This is a genomic window from Streptomyces sp. NPDC030820 (genome assembly GCF_055572075.1).
In genome coordinates this window covers 180,981-196,277 of the sequence record NZ_JBVIEB010000008.1, presented here as the reverse complement: position 1 = coordinate 196,277, position 15,297 = coordinate 180,981, and the positions used below count along the sequence as shown (strand labels likewise).

Below are 15,297 nucleotides of genomic sequence, written 5' to 3'. Positions count from 1 at the left end.
CACCGCCATGGCCGAACACCCCGCCTACCCCGTAGGCCTCCGCCTCTCCGGCCGCCGCGTGGTCGTCCTCGGCGGCGGCACGGTGGTCCAGCGCCGCCTCCCGGCACTCATCGCGGCCGGCGCGGACATCGTCGTCGTATCCCCCGAGGCGACCCCCTCCGTCGAGGCCATGGCGGACGCGGGCGAGATCACCTGGATCAGGCGCCCGTACCAGGACGGCGACCTCGCCGAGGCCTGGTACGCCCTCATCGCCACCAGCGACCCCGAGACCAACACCGCCGCCTCCGCCGAAGCGGAGCGCCACCGCGTCTGGTGCGTGCGCTCGGACGACGCCGACCAGGCCACCGCCTGGACCCCGGCGACCGGTCACAGCGAGGGCGTCACCGTCGCCGTGCTGACCACGGACGCGCGCGGCCGCGACCCCCGCCACACCGCCGCCATCCGGGACGCGGTGGTGGAGGGCCTGCGCGACGGCACCCTGGTGGCGCCCCACCACCGCACCCGCACCCCCGGCGTCGCCCTGGTCGGCGGCGGCCCCGGCGACCCCGACCTGATCACGGTCCGCGGCCGTCGGCTGCTCGCCGAGGCCGATGTGGTCATCGCCGACCGGCTCGGCCCGCGCGACCTGCTCGACGAACTCCCGCCGCACGTCGAGGTGATCGACGCGGCGAAGATCCCGTACGGCCGGTTCATGGCCCAGGAGGCCATCAACAACGCGCTCATCGAGCACGCCAAGCAGGGCAAGTCGGTGGTACGGCTCAAGGGTGGCGACCCGTTCGTGTTCGGCCGGGGCATGGAGGAGGTCCAGGCGCTCGCCGGGGCCGGCATCCCCTGCACCGTGGTCCCCGGCATCTCCAGCTCGATCTCCGTGCCGGGCGCGGCCGGCATCCCGGTCACCCACCGAGGCGTGGCGCACGAGTTCACGGTCGTCAGCGGCCATGTCGCCCCGGACGACGAGCGCTCGCTGGTCGACTGGCCGTCGCTGGCCAGGCTCACCGGCACGCTCGTGATCCTGATGGGCGTGGACAAGATCGGGAAGATCGCCGAGACGCTCGTCGCGCACGGCAAGTCCCCGGACACCCCGGTCGCGCTGGTGCAGGAGGGTACGACGGCCGCGCAGCGCCGCGTCGACGCCACCCTCGCCACGGTCGCCGAGACGGTTCGGACCGAGGAAGTGAAGCCACCGGCGGTCATCGTCATCGGCGAGGTCGTGACGGTCGGCCCGGAGCCCGCCGCCTGATCATCCACCCCTTGATCACGCGTAACCCGGGGTAACCTACTCGTTCCCAGCCGTTGGCAGCACACCCAGGACAAGGCAGTATCACCCTGTGGCCGATCTCATCACCGTCGAGGATCCCGACGACCCGCGCCTCTCCGACTACACAGGCCTGACCGACGTCGAGCTGCGCCGCAAGCGCGAGCCCGCCGAGGGCCTGTTCATCGCGGAGGGCGAGAAAGTCATCCGCAGGGCCAAGGAAGCGGGCTACGAGATGCGCTCCATGCTGCTCTCGGCCAAGTGGATCGACGTCATGCGCGACGTCATCGACGAACTCCCCGCCCCGGTCTACGCCGTGAGTCCCGAACTCGCCGAGCAGGTCACCGGCTACCACGTGCACCGCGGCGCGCTCGCCTCCATGCAGCGCAAGCCACTGCCCACGGCCGGTGAACTGCTGCGCTCCGCACGCCGGGTCGTGGTCATGGAGTCGGTCAACGACCACACCAACATCGGCGCGATCTTCCGTTCGGCCGCCGCCCTCGGCATGGACGCGGTCCTGCTGTCGCCCGACTGTGCCGACCCGTTGTACCGCCGTAGCGTCAAGGTCTCCATGGGCGCGGTGTTCTCGGTGCCGTACGCCCGGCTGGAGACCTGGCCGAAGGGCCTGGAGTCGGTGCGCGAGGCCGGCTTCACGCTGCTCGCGCTCACTCCGGACGAGAAGGCCCGCAGCCTGGACGAGGCCGCCCCGCACCGGATGGACCGGGTGGCCCTGATGCTCGGCGCCGAGGGCGACGGGCTGTCCACCCAGGCCCTGGTGGCCGCCGACGAATGGGTCCGCATCCCGATGTCCCACGGCGTCGACTCGCTCAACGTGGGCGCGGCCGCGGCGGTCGCCTTCTATGCGGTGACCACCGGCCGTCCGGAGGCCTGACCCTCCCCGGCCGGCTTCCGGACGTCCGGTTGCCTCTGGAGGTCCTGGCTCGGCGTCGACCCGTACCGGTCGGACACCGGGCCGTCGGCGTCCGCCGGCGGATGGCTCGGCTGTGCGTGCTGCCGGCGCCGGCCGTTGTCGTCGCCGAGACCGCGAGCCGGACCCTGGCAGCCCTGGGCCACCGCGATGCCGAGCGCCACGAGCAGGGTCACCACGACGAACACGAACAGCCGCTGGCGCAGCAGCCGGGGATTGGCGGGCCGCAGTCCGGTGCCCGTCGTACGCTGCGCCGGCCGCCCGGAACCGCCCCGGGCAGTGGGACGGTTCGCGCCGCCCGAGCGTGGACCGGAGCCGCGCGGCGTCGGCGTCGGGCGCGCGGAGCCCGGCCGCGCGGGGGCACCCGTACCGTTGCCGCGCTGGCCGCTGCCGGTCCGCGAGGGCGCTCCGCCGCGCGAGGGCGCTCCGCCCCGGGCGGGGGCACCGCCGCGCGGCACCGGCGTGCCGGGGGCGGTGCGCCGCTGGGTGCGCTGCTGCTCGGGGTAGGTGTCGACGAGCCGCCCGGCGGGCCGGTCCGCCTCCGCGGCGCGCGGCGCCGGCGGCCGTACGTCGCTCAGGCCCTGCGCCTCGCGGGCGGCGATCTCCTTGAGCCGCAGCGACAGCTGCAGCGTACTGGGCCGGTCCTCGGGGTCCTTCGCCAGGCAGGCCCGCACCAGCGGGGCGAGCGCGTCCGGCACGCCGTGCAGCTGCGGTTCCTCGTGGACCACCCGGTACAGCATCACCTCGGAACTGCCGTGCCCGAAGGGCGAGTCACCGGTGGAGGCGTAGGCGAGGGTCGCCCCCAGGGAGAAGACGTCCGTCGCCGGGGTGACGGCCGCGCCGCGCACCTGCTCGGGCGCGAGGAAGCCGGGGGAGCCGACCGCCGTACCGACATGGGTCAGTGTGGAGGCGCCGGTGGCCCAGGCGATGCCGAAGTCGATGATCCGCGGCCCCTTCGGGGACAGCAGGATGTTGGAGGGCTTCAGGTCCCGGTGGACGACACCGGCCTCGTGCACCGCGACCAGGCCCTCGGACAGCGCCGCGCCGACCGCCGCGGTGTCGGCCGCGCTCAGCGGGCCCTCGTCGGCGACCTTGTCGTGCAGGGAGGGCCCGGGCACGTACTGCGTGGCGAACCACGGCCGCTCGGCCTCCAGGTCCGCGGCGACCAGCCGGGCCGTGCAGCCGCCCCTGATCCGCCGGGCCGCCGAGACCTCACGGGCGAACCGCGACCGGAACTCCTGGTCCTCCGCCAGATCGGGCCGGATCACCTTCAGCGCGACCCGCTGCCCCTTCTTGTCGGATCCGAGGTAGACCACGCCCATCCCGCCCGCGCCGAGCCGTCGGTGAAGCCTGAACGAGCCGACGACGCGCGGGTCCTCGCGCCTCAGGCGCATCATCGCCATGTTCATCCCCGCTGCCCGGTCCCTGTGACGTGGCACAGCTTACGTTTCCACGGCCGCCTGCGCGCAGAGGCCGCGCCCTCCGGGCCGGACGGATTGCGCCGACCGCCCGTACGACATGAAACGCGGTCAGGAACTGAGTCCGCACGGGGGCCTTGAGCCAACGGCACCCTCAACCCGTCCTGTGCGCCGGGACGTTGAGGTCACGACACGACAGGCGGTGCCGGTTCGGGCAACCGTCCGGCACCCCCCGCGGACCCCCCGCGGACCGGCCGTGGACCCGGGCGCGGGACGGGCCGCACACCGGAGGCGACGCAGGTCCCACGCTCGTCCGGAGTGATCGAAGTCACTCCTCTTGTCCGTCGGATGCTTCGGAAATGACCGGACACAGCGGGCACCCCTTCCGGGAAGACCCCGAGACCCTGACCCGCGTCTCCACCCAGGGGAGTACGTCCCGAGTTGTGGCTCATCCTCGGGGAGGCCCGGCAATCGGTACGAGGGCATGACGCCCGGCAGCCGCCCCGCGCCTAGATTTGAGGTCAAGCGGCGGGTGCAGCACTCGTCCCCCGAGGTCAGACACCCGCCGCTGCCAAGGACAACCGACACGGTCAGGAGAGGGACCATGGCCCACACGGCACCGCGACGCCCGTCGTTCGCACCACGCCGGTCGGGCCGCCGCCACCCCCTGGTGGCGACGCTCATGGCCCTTCCCCTGGCGGCCCTGCTCCTGCTCGTCTGCGACGGCTGGGAGACGGTGGCCACACAGGCGTCGTCCGTGGGTGCGATGCTGGGGCGCTGAGCGGCGACCCCAGGCCCGGAAGAGCGGTCCGGGCGGGGACATCCATCCAGGAAACCCCGTGGGGACGGGGGTGCGGCGGACGGCACAAATGCCGGCGCAGCTGGGGAGCTGCGCCGGCATGCGCCGTTTTCGGGGCGGGGCGCCCACCCCCGGTCACGCGCCGGTACGCTCATCCGCGCAGCCCACCTTCCCGAGGCACCGTTGACCGCAGACAGCCCCGCCCTCATACCCGCGCTCACCGCAAAGGCCGGCGCCGTCGCCCACCCGAACGGCACCGGCGACGCCCTCTGCGCCTGCGGCAGCGCCCCCCTCGCCGACCGCCCCGATGCCACCGTCGTACGGCATGCCGACACCGTCGCGAAGGCCCACGCCGCCGGTACGGACCCCGCCGAGCTGACCCGACGCCTCGCGGTGGCCGCCCGCCTCCCGGACGTGCTGCTGCCCCCGCTCACTGCGGCCCCAAGCCCCGTGCTGGACCGCCTGGTGACCTTCTGGCCGTACGGCGCTCCCGTGGACCCCGACGACCGTGCCGCGGCGCCCTGGGAGGCCACCGCCGCGCTGCTCGCCCGCCTGCACCGCACGCCTCCGCCCGACGGCCTGCCCCCGATGCGCGGCCCCGTCAAGGCCGCCCGCGCCGTCGCCCGGCTGCGCACGGCTCTGCGAGCCGAGCCCCACCCGGCGGCCGGCCCCGTCCTCGCCGCCTGGGCCGGACTCCCCGCCTGGGCCCGCGCCGAGGCCCCGATGCCCGGCCCGTCCGCCCTCTGCCACGGCGACCTGCACCTCGGCCAGCTCGTCCGCCATCCGGCACCGGACGGCCCCTGGCGTCTGATCGACGTCGACGACCTGGGCTACGGCGTCCCGGCCTGGGACCTCGCCCGCCCGGCCGCCTGGTACGCCTGCGGGCTGCTCCCGCCCGACGAGTGGACCCGTTTCCTCGGTACGTACCAGCGAGCCGGCGGCCCGGCCGTACCCGCCGCCGGCGACCACTGGCCCGCCCTGGACGTCCCGGCCCGCGCGCTGACCGTGCAGACCGCCGCCCTCGCCGTCACCAAGGCGCTCGCGGCCGGCCGCCCGCTGGACGAGGTGGAACAGGCAGTCGTCGACGCATGTGCCCGAATGGCCCCGATTTCACACCAGTTGGCGCCCGAAGTCACGGACTAGGCTGCAACCGGCCAGGGCTGGACGGAGTCTGTCCTGGGGAAGCACGAAGCAGGACCGAACGGCGAGGAGTTGAGCCGACCATGCATTGTCCGAAGTGTCACGCGCCGATGCACACCTACAACCGCAGCGGCGTCCAGATCGAGCAGTGCAGCGGCTGCCGCGGCATCTTCCTCGACTACGGCGAGCTGGAGGCGCTGACCCAGCTGGAGGCCCAGTGGTCCAAGCCCGTCCCGCCCGCCCCGCAGGCGTACCCGGCGCCGCCCGCGCCCGCCTGGGGTGCCCCGCACGGCGGTCACCACGGCGGTCATCATGGGCACCATGAACACCACGGCCACCACAAGAGCTGGGCGCACATGCTGTTCTCCAGCTGAGCGCACGAAGAAGCCCCCGGTCGCGAGACCGGGGGCTTCCTGGTGTGTGGACGATACTGGGATTGAACCAGTGACCTCTTCCGTGTCAGGGAAGCGCTCTCCCGCTGAGCTAATCGTCCGCAGGCCGTGACCCAGGGGTCACAGGCAGTGCGCGATACTGGGATTGAACCAGTGACCTCTTCCGTGTCAGGGAAGCGCTCTCCCGCTGAGCTAATCGCGCGGGCAGGGATCTTCGAGAAGACCCGTGGATCTTGCGAGAAGATCCAGTGGACGATACTGGGATTGAACCAGTGACCTCTTCCGTGTCAGGGAAGCGCTCTCCCGCTGAGCTAATCGTCCTTGGAGGTGGAGACGGGATTTGAACCCGTGTAGACGGCTTTGCAGGCCGTTGCCTCGCCTCTCGGCCACTCCACCAGGAGTGTAGGGGATCGGGACGACCCCTTCTTCCTTCGAGCGGACGACGAGGCTCGAACTCGCGACCTCAACCTTGGCAAGGTTGCGCTCTACCAACTGAGCTACGTCCGCCTGTCGTTTCGGTCCGCTTCCGCGTCCCGGCGACGTGTTGAACTCTAGCGGATTCCCGGGCCAGTACAAAAACGCGTTTGCGCAGCGTGCTGCGCTGCCCCCGACGGACCCCGTGGTCACAGCCGCCTCCGGGACATCCCGGGGGCCACCTGTCGGACACCCGACCTAGACTCGACCACGTGCTGCACCACCCTTCCGGCCTCCCTCCCCTGGCCCGTTTCGGCGACCGCGTCGCCACCGGCCTCCTCGACGTGACCAGCGACCCGGCCGCCCTGGACGCCACCGGCTTCTGGGCCGTCTGCGCGGACTTCGAGGGCCGGCTGACCTGCGCCCGCTTCGCCGACGTACGCGAGGCGCCGGTGCCCGTCCCGGTGTCCGGCGGCTGGCGGGGTCCGGCGGTGGAGGACTGGACCTCCTCCATGGACCGGGCCGCGTACACGGCGGCCGTCCGCCGGATACGCGAGCACATCGCGGCCGGCGAGGTCTACCAGGCCAACCTCTGCCGCGTGCTCAGCGCGCCGGTGGCCCCGGACGCCGACGTGGACGCCCTGACCGCCCTGCTGGCCCGCGGCAACCCGGCGCCGTACGCCGGGACGATCCGGCTGCCCGAGCACGGCGTGGAGATCGCCACCGCCTCGCCCGAGCTGTTCCTGCGCCGGGACGGGCGTGTCGTGGAGTCGGGGCCGATCAAGGGCACCGGACGCACCGAGGCGGACCTCCTGGAGAAGGACTACGCCGAGAACGTGATGATCGTGGACCTGGTCCGCAACGACATCGGGCGGGTCTGCGCGACCGGCAGCGTGACCGTCCCCGATCTGTGCGCCGTGGAGAAGCACCCCGGCCTGGTCCACCTGGTCTCCACGGTCCGCGGCGAGCTGCGGGACGGGGCCGGCTGGCCGGACCTGCTGGCCGCCGCCTTCCCGCCCGGCTCGGTCACCGGTGCGCCCAAGTCCAGCGCCCTGCGGATCATCGAGGCCCTGGAGACCGCGCCGCGCGGGCCGTACTGCGGCGGCATCGGCTGGGTCGACGCCGACCGGGGCACCGGCGAGCTGGCCGTCGGCATCCGCACCTTCTGGATCGACCGCGCCGAGGCCGCCCTGCGCTTCGGCACCGGCGCCGGCATCACCTGGGGCTCGGACCCCGAGGGGGAGTGGCGGGAGACCGAGCTGAAGGCATCCCGGCTGCTCGCGGTAGCGTCGGGGGCGTACGAGGCAAGTGGAGGGGTGTTGGCATGAGGATCTGGCTGGACGGCGGGCTGCGGGACGTGGAATCCGCCCGTGTCTCCGTCTTCGACCACGGGCTGACCGTCGGCGACGGCATCTTCGAGACGCTGAAGGCGGTCCACGGCAGGCCCTTCGCCCTCACCCGGCACCTGGACCGGCTGACCCGCTCGGCCCGGGGCCTCGGCCTGCCCGACCCCGACCACGACGAGGTCCGCGAGGCCTGCGCGGCGGTCCTGGAGGCGAACCCGATGCCGCTCGGCCGGCTGCGGATCACCTACACCGGTGGCCACGGCCCGCTCGGCTCCGACCGCGGCGAGCACGGCCCGACCCTCGTGGTCGCCCTCGGCGAGACCACCCGCCGCCCGGACACCACCGCCGTGATCACCGTCCCCTGGACCCGCAACGAGCGCGGTGCACTCACCGGTCTGAAGACGACCTCGTACGCAGAGAACGTCATCGCCCTGGCCCGCGCTCACGAACACGGCGCGTCCGAGGCCCTGTTCGGCAACACGGTCGGACAGCTCTGCGAGGGCACCGGGTCGAACGTCTTCGTCGTCCTCGACGGCGAGATCCACACCCCGCCGGTCTCCTCCGGCTGCCTCCCCGGCATCACCCGCGCGCTGACCGTCGAGTGGACCGGCGCCAAGGAGACCGACCTGCCGCTGGACGTCCTGCGGAGCGCCGACGAGATCTTCCTCACCTCGACCCTGCGCGACGTCCAGGCCGTCCACCGGGTCGACGACCGCGAGCTGTCCGGCACCCCGGGCCCGGCGACCGCCAAAGCCATGCGGATCTTCGACGAGCGGTCCGGGCAGGACCTGGACCCCTGAGCCGGGGGACAGGCCGACGGCAGCGCGGGAAAACGGGCTGACTCGGTGGCCGGCTGCGGGTAGAACACCAGGGATGACCACCACCCTGCGGCCGGTCGAGCCGCTGCAGCAGCACCCCGACGGCACCCGGTCCCGCCGCTACCAGGTGTGCGTGAACAGCCGCCCCGTCGGCGAGATCCACCTCGGCACCTCGCCGTCACTGGGCGACTCGGTGGCCCGCGTGATCGACCTGCGGATCGCCGAGCCCGACCGCCGGCGCGGCCGGGGCACGGTGGCCGCGCTCGCCGCCGAGGAGGTCGCGCGTGGCTGGGGCTGCACGCAGATCGAGACCCTCGTCCCCGCCTCGGCCGACATCGCCCTGCGCCTGTTCGGCGCCCTCGGCTACACCCTGCGCAACCGCGGCATGGAGAAGCGCCTCGGAGCCACCCCGCCCGAACTGCCGCCGGGCAGCAGCGCGCGGCCCATGACCGCGGCGGAGTACGAGGCCTGGCACGCGTACGAGAGCGAGCACTACGCGCGCATGTGGATCGAGCGCGGCGTCCCCGAGGCCACGGCCCACGCCAAGGCCCGCCGCGATCACGAGACACTGCTGCCGCACGGTCTCGCGACCGACGGCATGATCTTCAGCGTCCTGGAGCACGAGGGGGCCCGGGTGGGCACGCTGTGGGTGGCCCTGCGCGACGACAAGGCCTTCGTGTTCGACGTCGAGACCGACGCGGCCCACCGCGGCCGGGGGCACGGCCGTACGCTCATGCTGCTGGCGGAGCGCCAGGCGATCGAGGCCGGCCGGCCGGTCCTCGGCCTCAACGTGTTCGCGGGCAACACCCCGGCCGAGCGGCTGTACGAGTCACTCGGCTACGAGACGACGACCCGCGCCCTCTCCAAGCCCCTGGTGTAGACGCCGGACCGTGCGGTGCGGCTCAGGCCTCCTGCTCGCCCAGCAGCCGGTCGGCGATCTCCTCGATGCGCTCGCGCAGCCCCTCCTGGCTCTTGCCACCGTCGAGGCGTTCGTCGCCGATGACGTACGTCGGGGTGCCGGTCACCCCGATCGCCTTGCCCTCGGCCTGGTCGGCGTCCACGATCAGGATGTGCCGGCCGTCGATCAGTGCGGTGTCGAACTCCTCGGCGTCCAGGCCGAGTTCACGGGCCACCTCGACCAGGAAGGGTTCTCCCTTACGGTCCAGCTCCTCGACCCGCTCCAGCACGGCCTCCACGTACGGCCAGCCCTTGCCCTGCTCCAGCGCCTCCTCGGCGGCCTGCGCGGCGGCGAAGGAGTGCTTGTGCTTCTCCAGCGGGAAGTGCCGCAGCCGCAGGTCCAGCCGGTCGCCGTAGCGGGCGCGCAGGGCGCGGACGTCGTCCAGGGCGGTGCGGCAGTCCGGGCACTGCAGTTCGCACCACACGTCGAGGACCAGGGCATCGGTGCGTACGGGGGAGGAGTCGCTCATGCCGACCAGTCTTCCAGGCCGGACCCGGGCGACCCAATCGGGACGGTACGGCCGCCCTTCCCGGTCAGAGGTGTTCAGCGAGTACGGCACCGCACCGGCACTCCGGTAGGAGACGACCCGGAGATGTCCCTGAATGTCCGGCGGGGCGTGGCATCGCGAGGACGGGGCGGTGCAGGATGGAGGGGACGGAGGCGGCGCGCCGTGCCGGTGTACCGCGCCCGCCGAGCGTCCCCTGAAACCGACCGAACCCGACCGAACCCGCCAGGAGGACCGGATGATTGCCGAGACCGTCTGCTCCGCCGTGTCCGCGGCGGGCCTGGGCATCGCGGTGGTCACGGCCTACCGCAAGCGTTTCCTCGCGGCGACCCGCATCGCCGCCTACTCGCTGGTGCCGGTCGGCCTGGTGATGACCGGGGTCGTCGGCTGGCTCGCCGACACCGCCTTCAGCCCCACCGCCTGGGCGGGCTTCGGGGTGCTGGGCGCGGCCTGGCTCCTGTTCGCCGGCACCCGGGCGGTCGAACGCCGGCGCGGCGGCACCCGCGCCCAGCGCAAGGCGGCCCGCGGCGACCGGCCCGAGGCCGTGACCCCGGGGGCCGCCGCTCCTTCCCTGGGCCCGGCGTCCCGGCCCGCGACCGGCTCCGCCACCGCCCCGCGCGCCACGGGCTCCAGCGACGACTTCAGTGACATCGAGGCCATCCTCAAGAAGCACGGCATATGACCGACCGCATGCCGCGGGGCGGCGGCTGCCTCCGTAGGCGCTCTCGGACCGACGCGGGCTGAAACGACACAGGGCGTCGCGTGGACGTCCGGAACCGTTCACAACCGGAAGCAAGTCGGACGAGACGGCGCGATATCCGGCAACTCCTGCATATGGCGGGTAGGTTGATCGCGCACGGGGCCCGTCCTGCGCCATGATCGACGGCGAGATGCTGGACACGAGACAGAGCGAGGCCGCGCCGCCGAAGGACGAGCCGCGCGGGTGCCTCTTCGCCCTATCCCAGCCACCGCTGATGATCTTCCTTGCGGTGATCGGGTGTCTGCTCCTCATGGCTGCGCTGCACGACCTGCTGTTGCTGTGAGCCGTACACGTCCGTCCCGGCGCCACCCGCCGGGACCGACGTCGCTCTCAGTCCCGGAACACCTGCACGCGGCGCACGACAGGAACCCCTACGGCGCCGCGCCGGACGCACGTCAGCCCGTCGCTTCCTTGCGGCGGGCCCGGTACGCGGCCACGTGCAGTCGGTTGCCACAGGTGCGGCTGTCGCAGTAGCGCCGCGAGCGGTTGCGGGAGAGGTCGACGAAGGCGCGCCGGCAGTCCGGTGCCTCGCAGCGCCGCAGTCGCTCCCGCTCCCCGGCCACCACGAAGAAGGCGAGCGCCATCCCACAGTCGGCGGCGAGATGGTCGGCCACCGAGGCGCCGGGTGCAAAGTAGTGCACATGCCAGTCGTAGCCGTCGTGGTCCGTCAGCCGCGGGGTGGTGCCCGCTGCGGCGACCAGCTCGTTGATCAGCCCGGCGGCCGAACGGTCGTCCGGCGCGGCGAAGAGCGCCGAGAAGCGTCCCCGGACCCTGCGCACCGCCGAGAGATCGAACTCCGACAGCACGCCGACATCGCTGATCTCGTGGTTTCGTACGAAATCCGCGAGAGCCGGGACATCGGGCAGTCCGTCGGCCGCCGCGTCGTCCTCCGGCGCGGTGTTCACCAGATCCACCACGGTGTCGAGGGCGCACCGGGTGTCGTGGGTGATCAGCACGTTTCGCTCCCTGGCCTGAGGGTCGGGCGGACGCCCGCCGATGCTGGCCGATGGTAGCGACAACCCCGCCCACCGCACCGGCCCCCGTCCGACCTCGGTTGCAGGTAGAACGCCTCCGTGCCCGAGGTGGTTCCCGCCCGGGGCGGCCTGTGCAGGTCAAACCCATGGCGGAAGCGGGCGCACAGGTTGGCGCCGTCCACGTGAATCGCTCACGGTGACGGCGCCGGGCTGTGCCGTATGCGGTTGTCTTGGCCCGAGCCGTCTCCCCGAGTGGACGGCGCCGGGCTGCTTTCGGGGGCCGCGACCTAGCTCTCCGCCAAGATGTGCGAGAGCTCCTGATCCAGATCGAAGTGCCGGTGCTCCGTGCCGGGTGGCACGGCGGCGTCGGTTCGCTTCAGGAAGGACTCCAGGGCCCGCGCCGGGGCCTCCAGCAGGGCCTCTCCCTCTGGGGAGCTGAGGGCGATGCACACGACACCCTGACCATGGCTCCGCGACGGCCAGACACGGACGTCGCCGGTTCCGGTGGGCCGGTGGAGCCCCTCGGCGAGGAGGTCGCGGGCGAACACCCACTCGACGGTCTCCTCGGCTCCGGTGTGGAAGGTGGCGTGCACGGCGTAGGGGTCGGCCGTGTCGTACCGCAGGCCTGCGGGGACAGGCAGGGAGGACTCGCTCGACACAACGAGGCGCAGGTGCAGCTCGCAGCTGACCGTGGTGTTCATAAGCGCCAGGGCCTTTCGCTCAGTGTGCGCTCGGGGATTCGCACGTCGGCGAAATCGACATGCCACCTACGATGCCGTTGTAAACCCCTCTGAGGGTTTTGCGTGTGTTTACGTAACTCTTCCGGCCGAGAACTCGTACGAGATCTACGACCATTCCGGTGGCTGGATTCACTCCGGTAGGGTTTGTCTGTATGAATACGGGGAGTGACGAGCCGGGCGAGGTCGTCGTGACGGCGGACAGGGAGAGGGCGAACCGGCAGGAAGCCGGGCAGAACGCCGGCCCCGAGACCGGTGCCGGGCTCGGCTCCCGGGCGCCGGAATTCATCAAAGCTCGCCGGCTGCTGCACCTGAGCTGGCAGGTCGGCGTCTTCGTGGTCGGCCTCGCGGTCGTCGTCGCGGGGATCGTCATGCTGCCGCTGCCGGGACCCGGCTGGGTGGTGATCTTCGGCGGCATGGCGATCTGGGCGACCGAGTTCGTCTGGGCGCAGCTCGTGCTGCGCTGGACCAAGCGCAAGGTCACCGAGGCCGCCCAGCGGGCCCTCGATCCCAAGGTGCGCCGCCGCAACATCGCACTTACCGTGATCGGACTGGTCATCGTGGCCGCGCTGGTCGGGATCTACGCGTGGAAGTTCGGCCTCGTCATGCCGTGGAAGATCAGGAATCAGTGACGCGGCTTCGCCGCCGGGCCGTCCGCTGCCCCGGCCCATGGTCGGAAGCACCCCCTGACATGGGGTAATGTTCTTCCTGCGCCCGGGCGATTAGCTCAGTGGGAGAGCGCTTCGTTCACACCGAAGAGGTCACTGGTTCGAACCCAGTATCGCCCACCCGAACCGACGGCCCACCTGCGAAGAGCAGGTGGGCCGTCGGCGTGTGCGCCTCCGAACCGGGCCGACGGAACCCGTCCGGCCGACTCCGGCAGCGAGTGGCGCTCCGGGGCGAGAAGCGGCTCCCAGGCTCCGTCGAGGCCGTCGAGGCCGCCGACCGGTCCCAGGCCCGGGTCGGCCGGTGCCGGCGTCGCTGAGACCGCATCCCGGCTCGCGGTCGCCCCCGGGCGGCGGCGCGCCGCCCGCGGGGAGGCCGCCGCCTGCGAGGTTCCTTGTGCCGAAGCCGCCCGAGCAACCGGCCTTTTTGCGGAACCAGCAACATCCCTCGTGCCCCCTGGTCCGCTCACTGCACCATCGTCGACACGGACCGCAACCGCACCGGCACGGCCGCCGGGTCGTCGTCGCACCGCATCGCTCGGCCCGTCTCCTCAGGCCGTCCGACCAGCAGACAAGCCGGAGCAGCCCACCGGACCAGCGCCTCGACAGAGCGACAAATCGACAGAACCGACGACCCGCCGCCCGCGAGAGGCCCAACGCCCCCACCGCGCCCAGAACCGATACCGCCCGCGAGCACCCCGGGAGCCCCCACGTCCAAGCCCCCCGTCCTCGCCCCCATCCACCGACTGGTCCCGTCTCCCGCCGGGCGTGTGCATCTCGTGGAGCAGGGTCGTGGCCCCCTCGTGCTGCTGGTGCACGGGTTCCCGGAGTCCTGGTACTCCTGGCGGCACCAGTTGCCTGCCCTGGCCGCCGCCGGCTACCGCGCGGTGGCCCTCGACGTCCGGGGCTACGGCCGTTCGTCCAAGCCGGTGGCCGTGGACGTGTACCGGATGCTCGACCTGGTCGCGGACAACGTCGCCGTGGTGGACGCCCTGGGGGAGGAGTCCGCGGTGGTCGTCGGGCACGACTGGGGCGCCACGATCGCCGCCACCGATTCATGACCGCTTCATGACGGCGGAGACGACGCTGCGGGGAGGGCCCCACCGTGGGAACCAGCAGGAATCTTGAGAGGCGTACGATCCTGTGGGCGGCCGGCGCCTCGGCGGCCGCGCTCGGGCTCGCCGCGACGACCGGGTGCGGGGGCGGAAGCGGTTCCGGGGACGGGACGGTGACGATCCGTTACTCCTGGTGGGGTGCCGAGGAGCGGGCCAAGAAGATCAACCAGAGCGTCGCACTCTTCGAGAAGAAGTACCCGAAGATCAAGGTCAAGACCGACTTCCAGACGTACGCGTCCTTCTGGGAGAAGTTCCAGACCCAGGCGGCCGGCGGAAATCCCCCGGACGTTTTCCAAAATGCCGTCACCTTTCTTCGGAAGTACGACAAGCGGGGAATTCTCCTCGACCTCAAGTCCCAGGTGCGGGCAGGTAATCTGACCCTGGATCACTTCCGGGACGGTGTCACGAAGGTCGGCGAGGTCGACGGAAAGCAGCTCGGAATTCCTGTCGGCTCCAACACCATGGCGCTCGTCGTCGACAAGAAGGTCTTCCAGAAGGCGGGAGTCGAGCCGCACGCGGGCTGGACCTGGGACGACTACTTCAAGGCCCTGAAGACGATCCACGACAGGACGAAGGTCCCCGGGGACACGGCTACTTCACCATCATGTACCTGTACGACCTCTACCTCCGCCAGAACGGCAAGGCGTTCTTCACCAAGGACGGACTCGGCTTCGACAAGACCGATCTGACGGAGTGGTGGACCGACGGCTACAACCGCGTCAAGGCGGGCATCACCGACCCGAAGGTCGTCCAGCAGGACATGCCCAACCCAAGCAGCTGATCAAGGCCCAGGTCTTCGGCCCCGGCCTGTACTCCGAGCCCGACCGCTCCACCGCCGCCAAGGCCAAGATCGAGGACCACCTCGACTTCCTCTTCACCTACTACAAGGAGCAGGTGGAGCAACGCCGTTGGTACGGCGTCTGGGACTACGGCGACTTCATGCACACCTACGACACCGCGCTCCACGGCCTCGCGGCCATCGAGAACCTGGCGTTGCTCGGGGACAGGATGCCCTGGCCCAGGACTGGGGGAGCGCCGTCGCACGGGCGGCGGCGCTCGCCCACCGAGTCTGG

General features: G+C 72.0%; 15 protein-coding genes, 6 tRNA genes and 3 pseudogenes. 15 read left to right on the top strand and 9 right to left on the bottom strand.

The genetic code is table 11. The annotated features are described in order from the left end of the window. The first annotated feature begins 7 nt into the window (after positions 1-7). Together cobA and ACZ418_RS23265 are read left to right on the top strand one after the other, a co-directional pair. On the top strand, positions 8-1,240 hold the full coding sequence (gene cobA / locus ACZ418_RS23270; protein WP_468365921.1) for a uroporphyrinogen-III C-methyltransferase: 1,233 nt from the start codon (positions 8-10) through the stop codon (positions 1,238-1,240). An 88-nt stretch (positions 1,241-1,328) separates the two neighbouring features. Further along, complete coding sequence (locus tag ACZ418_RS23265; RefSeq protein ID WP_468365918.1) at positions 1,329-2,147, top strand: TrmH family RNA methyltransferase; 819 nt, start codon at positions 1,329-1,331, stop codon at positions 2,145-2,147. On the opposite strand, the gene ACZ418_RS23260 is transcribed toward ACZ418_RS23265, so the two are convergent. Beyond that, entirely contained in the window at positions 2,114-3,592 is a 1,479-nt protein-coding gene (locus ACZ418_RS23260) for a serine/threonine-protein kinase (RefSeq protein ID WP_468365915.1), read from the bottom strand. The two genes, ACZ418_RS23265 and ACZ418_RS23260, sit on opposite strands and share 34 nt — an antisense overlap. Positions 3,593-4,205: 613 nt before the next feature. Between ACZ418_RS23260 and ACZ418_RS23255 the strand changes: the two genes are divergently transcribed. From ACZ418_RS23255 to ACZ418_RS23245, 3 genes are all read left to right on the top strand, one after another. Then, positions 4,206-4,382 carry a hypothetical protein gene (locus ACZ418_RS23255; protein ID WP_468365913.1) on the top strand — a complete coding sequence of 59 codons (177 nt, stop codon included), beginning with the start codon at positions 4,206-4,208 and terminating at the stop codon, positions 4,380-4,382. A gap of 201 nt (positions 4,383-4,583) precedes the next feature. Beyond that, the gene (locus ACZ418_RS23250; RefSeq protein WP_468365910.1) at positions 4,584-5,543 is read left to right on the top strand and encodes a phosphotransferase family protein; all 960 of its coding nucleotides are present in this window, start codon (positions 4,584-4,586) and stop codon (positions 5,541-5,543) included. Between the two features lie 80 nt (positions 5,544-5,623). Continuing rightward, positions 5,624-5,914 (top strand): TFIIB-type zinc ribbon-containing protein, encoded by a 291-nt coding sequence (locus ACZ418_RS23245; RefSeq protein WP_468365908.1) that lies wholly within the window; start codon positions 5,624-5,626, stop codon positions 5,912-5,914. 47 nt (positions 5,915-5,961) lie between these two features. Here the strand turns inward: ACZ418_RS23245 and ACZ418_RS23240 are convergent. The 5 genes from ACZ418_RS23240 to ACZ418_RS23220 form a co-directional block, all read right to left on the bottom strand. Beyond that, positions 5,962-6,033: transfer RNA gene (locus tag ACZ418_RS23240), tRNA-Val, on the bottom strand. 29 nt (positions 6,034-6,062) lie between these two features. After that, positions 6,063-6,134, bottom strand: a tRNA-Val gene (locus tag ACZ418_RS23235). A gap of 47 nt (positions 6,135-6,181) precedes the next feature. Beyond that, positions 6,182-6,253: transfer RNA gene (locus ACZ418_RS23230), tRNA-Val, on the bottom strand. 1 nt (position 6,254) lies between these two features. Beyond that, positions 6,255-6,328, bottom strand: a tRNA-Cys gene (locus ACZ418_RS23225). 38 nt (positions 6,329-6,366) lie between these two features. Continuing rightward, a tRNA-Gly gene (locus ACZ418_RS23220) sits at positions 6,367-6,439 on the bottom strand. Between the two features lie 179 nt (positions 6,440-6,618). Between ACZ418_RS23220 and ACZ418_RS23215 the strand changes: the two genes are divergently transcribed. The 3 genes from ACZ418_RS23215 to ACZ418_RS23205 all read left to right on the top strand — a co-directional run bounded on the left by ACZ418_RS23215 (position 6,619) and on the right by ACZ418_RS23205 (position 9,390). Next, on the top strand, positions 6,619-7,674 hold the full coding sequence (locus tag ACZ418_RS23215; RefSeq protein WP_468365905.1) for a chorismate-binding protein: 1,056 nt from the start codon (positions 6,619-6,621) through the stop codon (positions 7,672-7,674). Continuing rightward, the gene (locus tag ACZ418_RS23210; protein ID WP_468365903.1) at positions 7,671-8,492 is read left to right on the top strand and encodes an aminotransferase class IV; all 822 of its coding nucleotides are present in this window, start codon (positions 7,671-7,673) and stop codon (positions 8,490-8,492) included. The genes ACZ418_RS23215 and ACZ418_RS23210 overlap by 4 nt, the downstream gene beginning before the upstream one ends. A gap of 73 nt (positions 8,493-8,565) precedes the next feature. Further along, positions 8,566-9,390 carry a GNAT family N-acetyltransferase gene (locus tag ACZ418_RS23205; RefSeq protein ID WP_468365900.1) on the top strand — a complete coding sequence of 275 codons (825 nt, stop codon included), beginning with the start codon at positions 8,566-8,568 and terminating at the stop codon, positions 9,388-9,390. Between the two features lie 22 nt (positions 9,391-9,412). Here ACZ418_RS23205 and ACZ418_RS23200 read toward each other — a convergent pair whose 3' ends face one another. Beyond that, on the bottom strand, positions 9,413-9,937 hold the full coding sequence (locus ACZ418_RS23200) for a DsbA family protein (RefSeq protein ID WP_468365897.1): 525 nt from the start codon (positions 9,935-9,937) through the stop codon (positions 9,413-9,415). Between the two features lie 274 nt (positions 9,938-10,211). Here ACZ418_RS23200 and ACZ418_RS23195 point away from each other — a divergent pair, with 274 nt between their 5' ends. Then, positions 10,212-10,655, top strand: a complete 444-nt coding sequence (locus tag ACZ418_RS23195; RefSeq protein ID WP_468365894.1) for a hypothetical protein — start codon at positions 10,212-10,214, stop codon at positions 10,653-10,655. A gap of 193 nt (positions 10,656-10,848) precedes the next feature. After that, complete coding sequence (locus ACZ418_RS23190; RefSeq protein WP_468366581.1) at positions 10,849-11,016, top strand: hypothetical protein; 168 nt, start codon at positions 10,849-10,851, stop codon at positions 11,014-11,016. A gap of 112 nt (positions 11,017-11,128) precedes the next feature. Here ACZ418_RS23190 and ACZ418_RS23185 read toward each other — a convergent pair whose 3' ends face one another. Together ACZ418_RS23185 and ACZ418_RS23180 are read right to left on the bottom strand one after the other, a co-directional pair. Beyond that, entirely contained in the window at positions 11,129-11,689 is a 561-nt protein-coding gene (locus ACZ418_RS23185) for a CGNR zinc finger domain-containing protein (protein ID WP_468365891.1), read from the bottom strand. Positions 11,690-11,994: 305 nt separating this feature from the next. Continuing rightward, positions 11,995-12,408, bottom strand: a complete 414-nt coding sequence (locus ACZ418_RS23180) for an SsgA family sporulation/cell division regulator (RefSeq protein ID WP_004002642.1) — start codon at positions 12,406-12,408, stop codon at positions 11,995-11,997. A gap of 191 nt (positions 12,409-12,599) precedes the next feature. Here ACZ418_RS23180 and ACZ418_RS23175 point away from each other — a divergent pair, with 191 nt between their 5' ends. The 5 genes and pseudogenes from ACZ418_RS23175 to ACZ418_RS23155 form a co-directional block, all read left to right on the top strand. Continuing rightward, complete coding sequence (locus ACZ418_RS23175) at positions 12,600-13,076, top strand: TIGR02611 family protein (protein ID WP_468365888.1); 477 nt, start codon at positions 12,600-12,602, stop codon at positions 13,074-13,076. Positions 13,077-13,160: 84 nt separating this feature from the next. After that, positions 13,161-13,232, top strand: a tRNA-Val gene (locus ACZ418_RS23170). 557 nt (positions 13,233-13,789) lie between these two features. Continuing rightward, positions 13,790-14,167 (top strand): annotated as a pseudogene (locus tag ACZ418_RS23165) (alpha/beta hydrolase); the annotation flags it as partial. Between the two features lie 47 nt (positions 14,168-14,214). Then, a pseudogene (locus ACZ418_RS23160) lies at positions 14,215-14,990 on the top strand (ABC transporter substrate-binding protein); the annotation flags it as partial. After that, positions 14,987-15,190: pseudogene (locus ACZ418_RS23155) on the top strand (exo-rhamnogalacturonan lyase family protein); the annotation flags it as partial. The pseudogenes ACZ418_RS23160 and ACZ418_RS23155, both read left to right, overlap by 4 nt. Positions 15,191-15,297 lie beyond the last annotated feature (107 nt).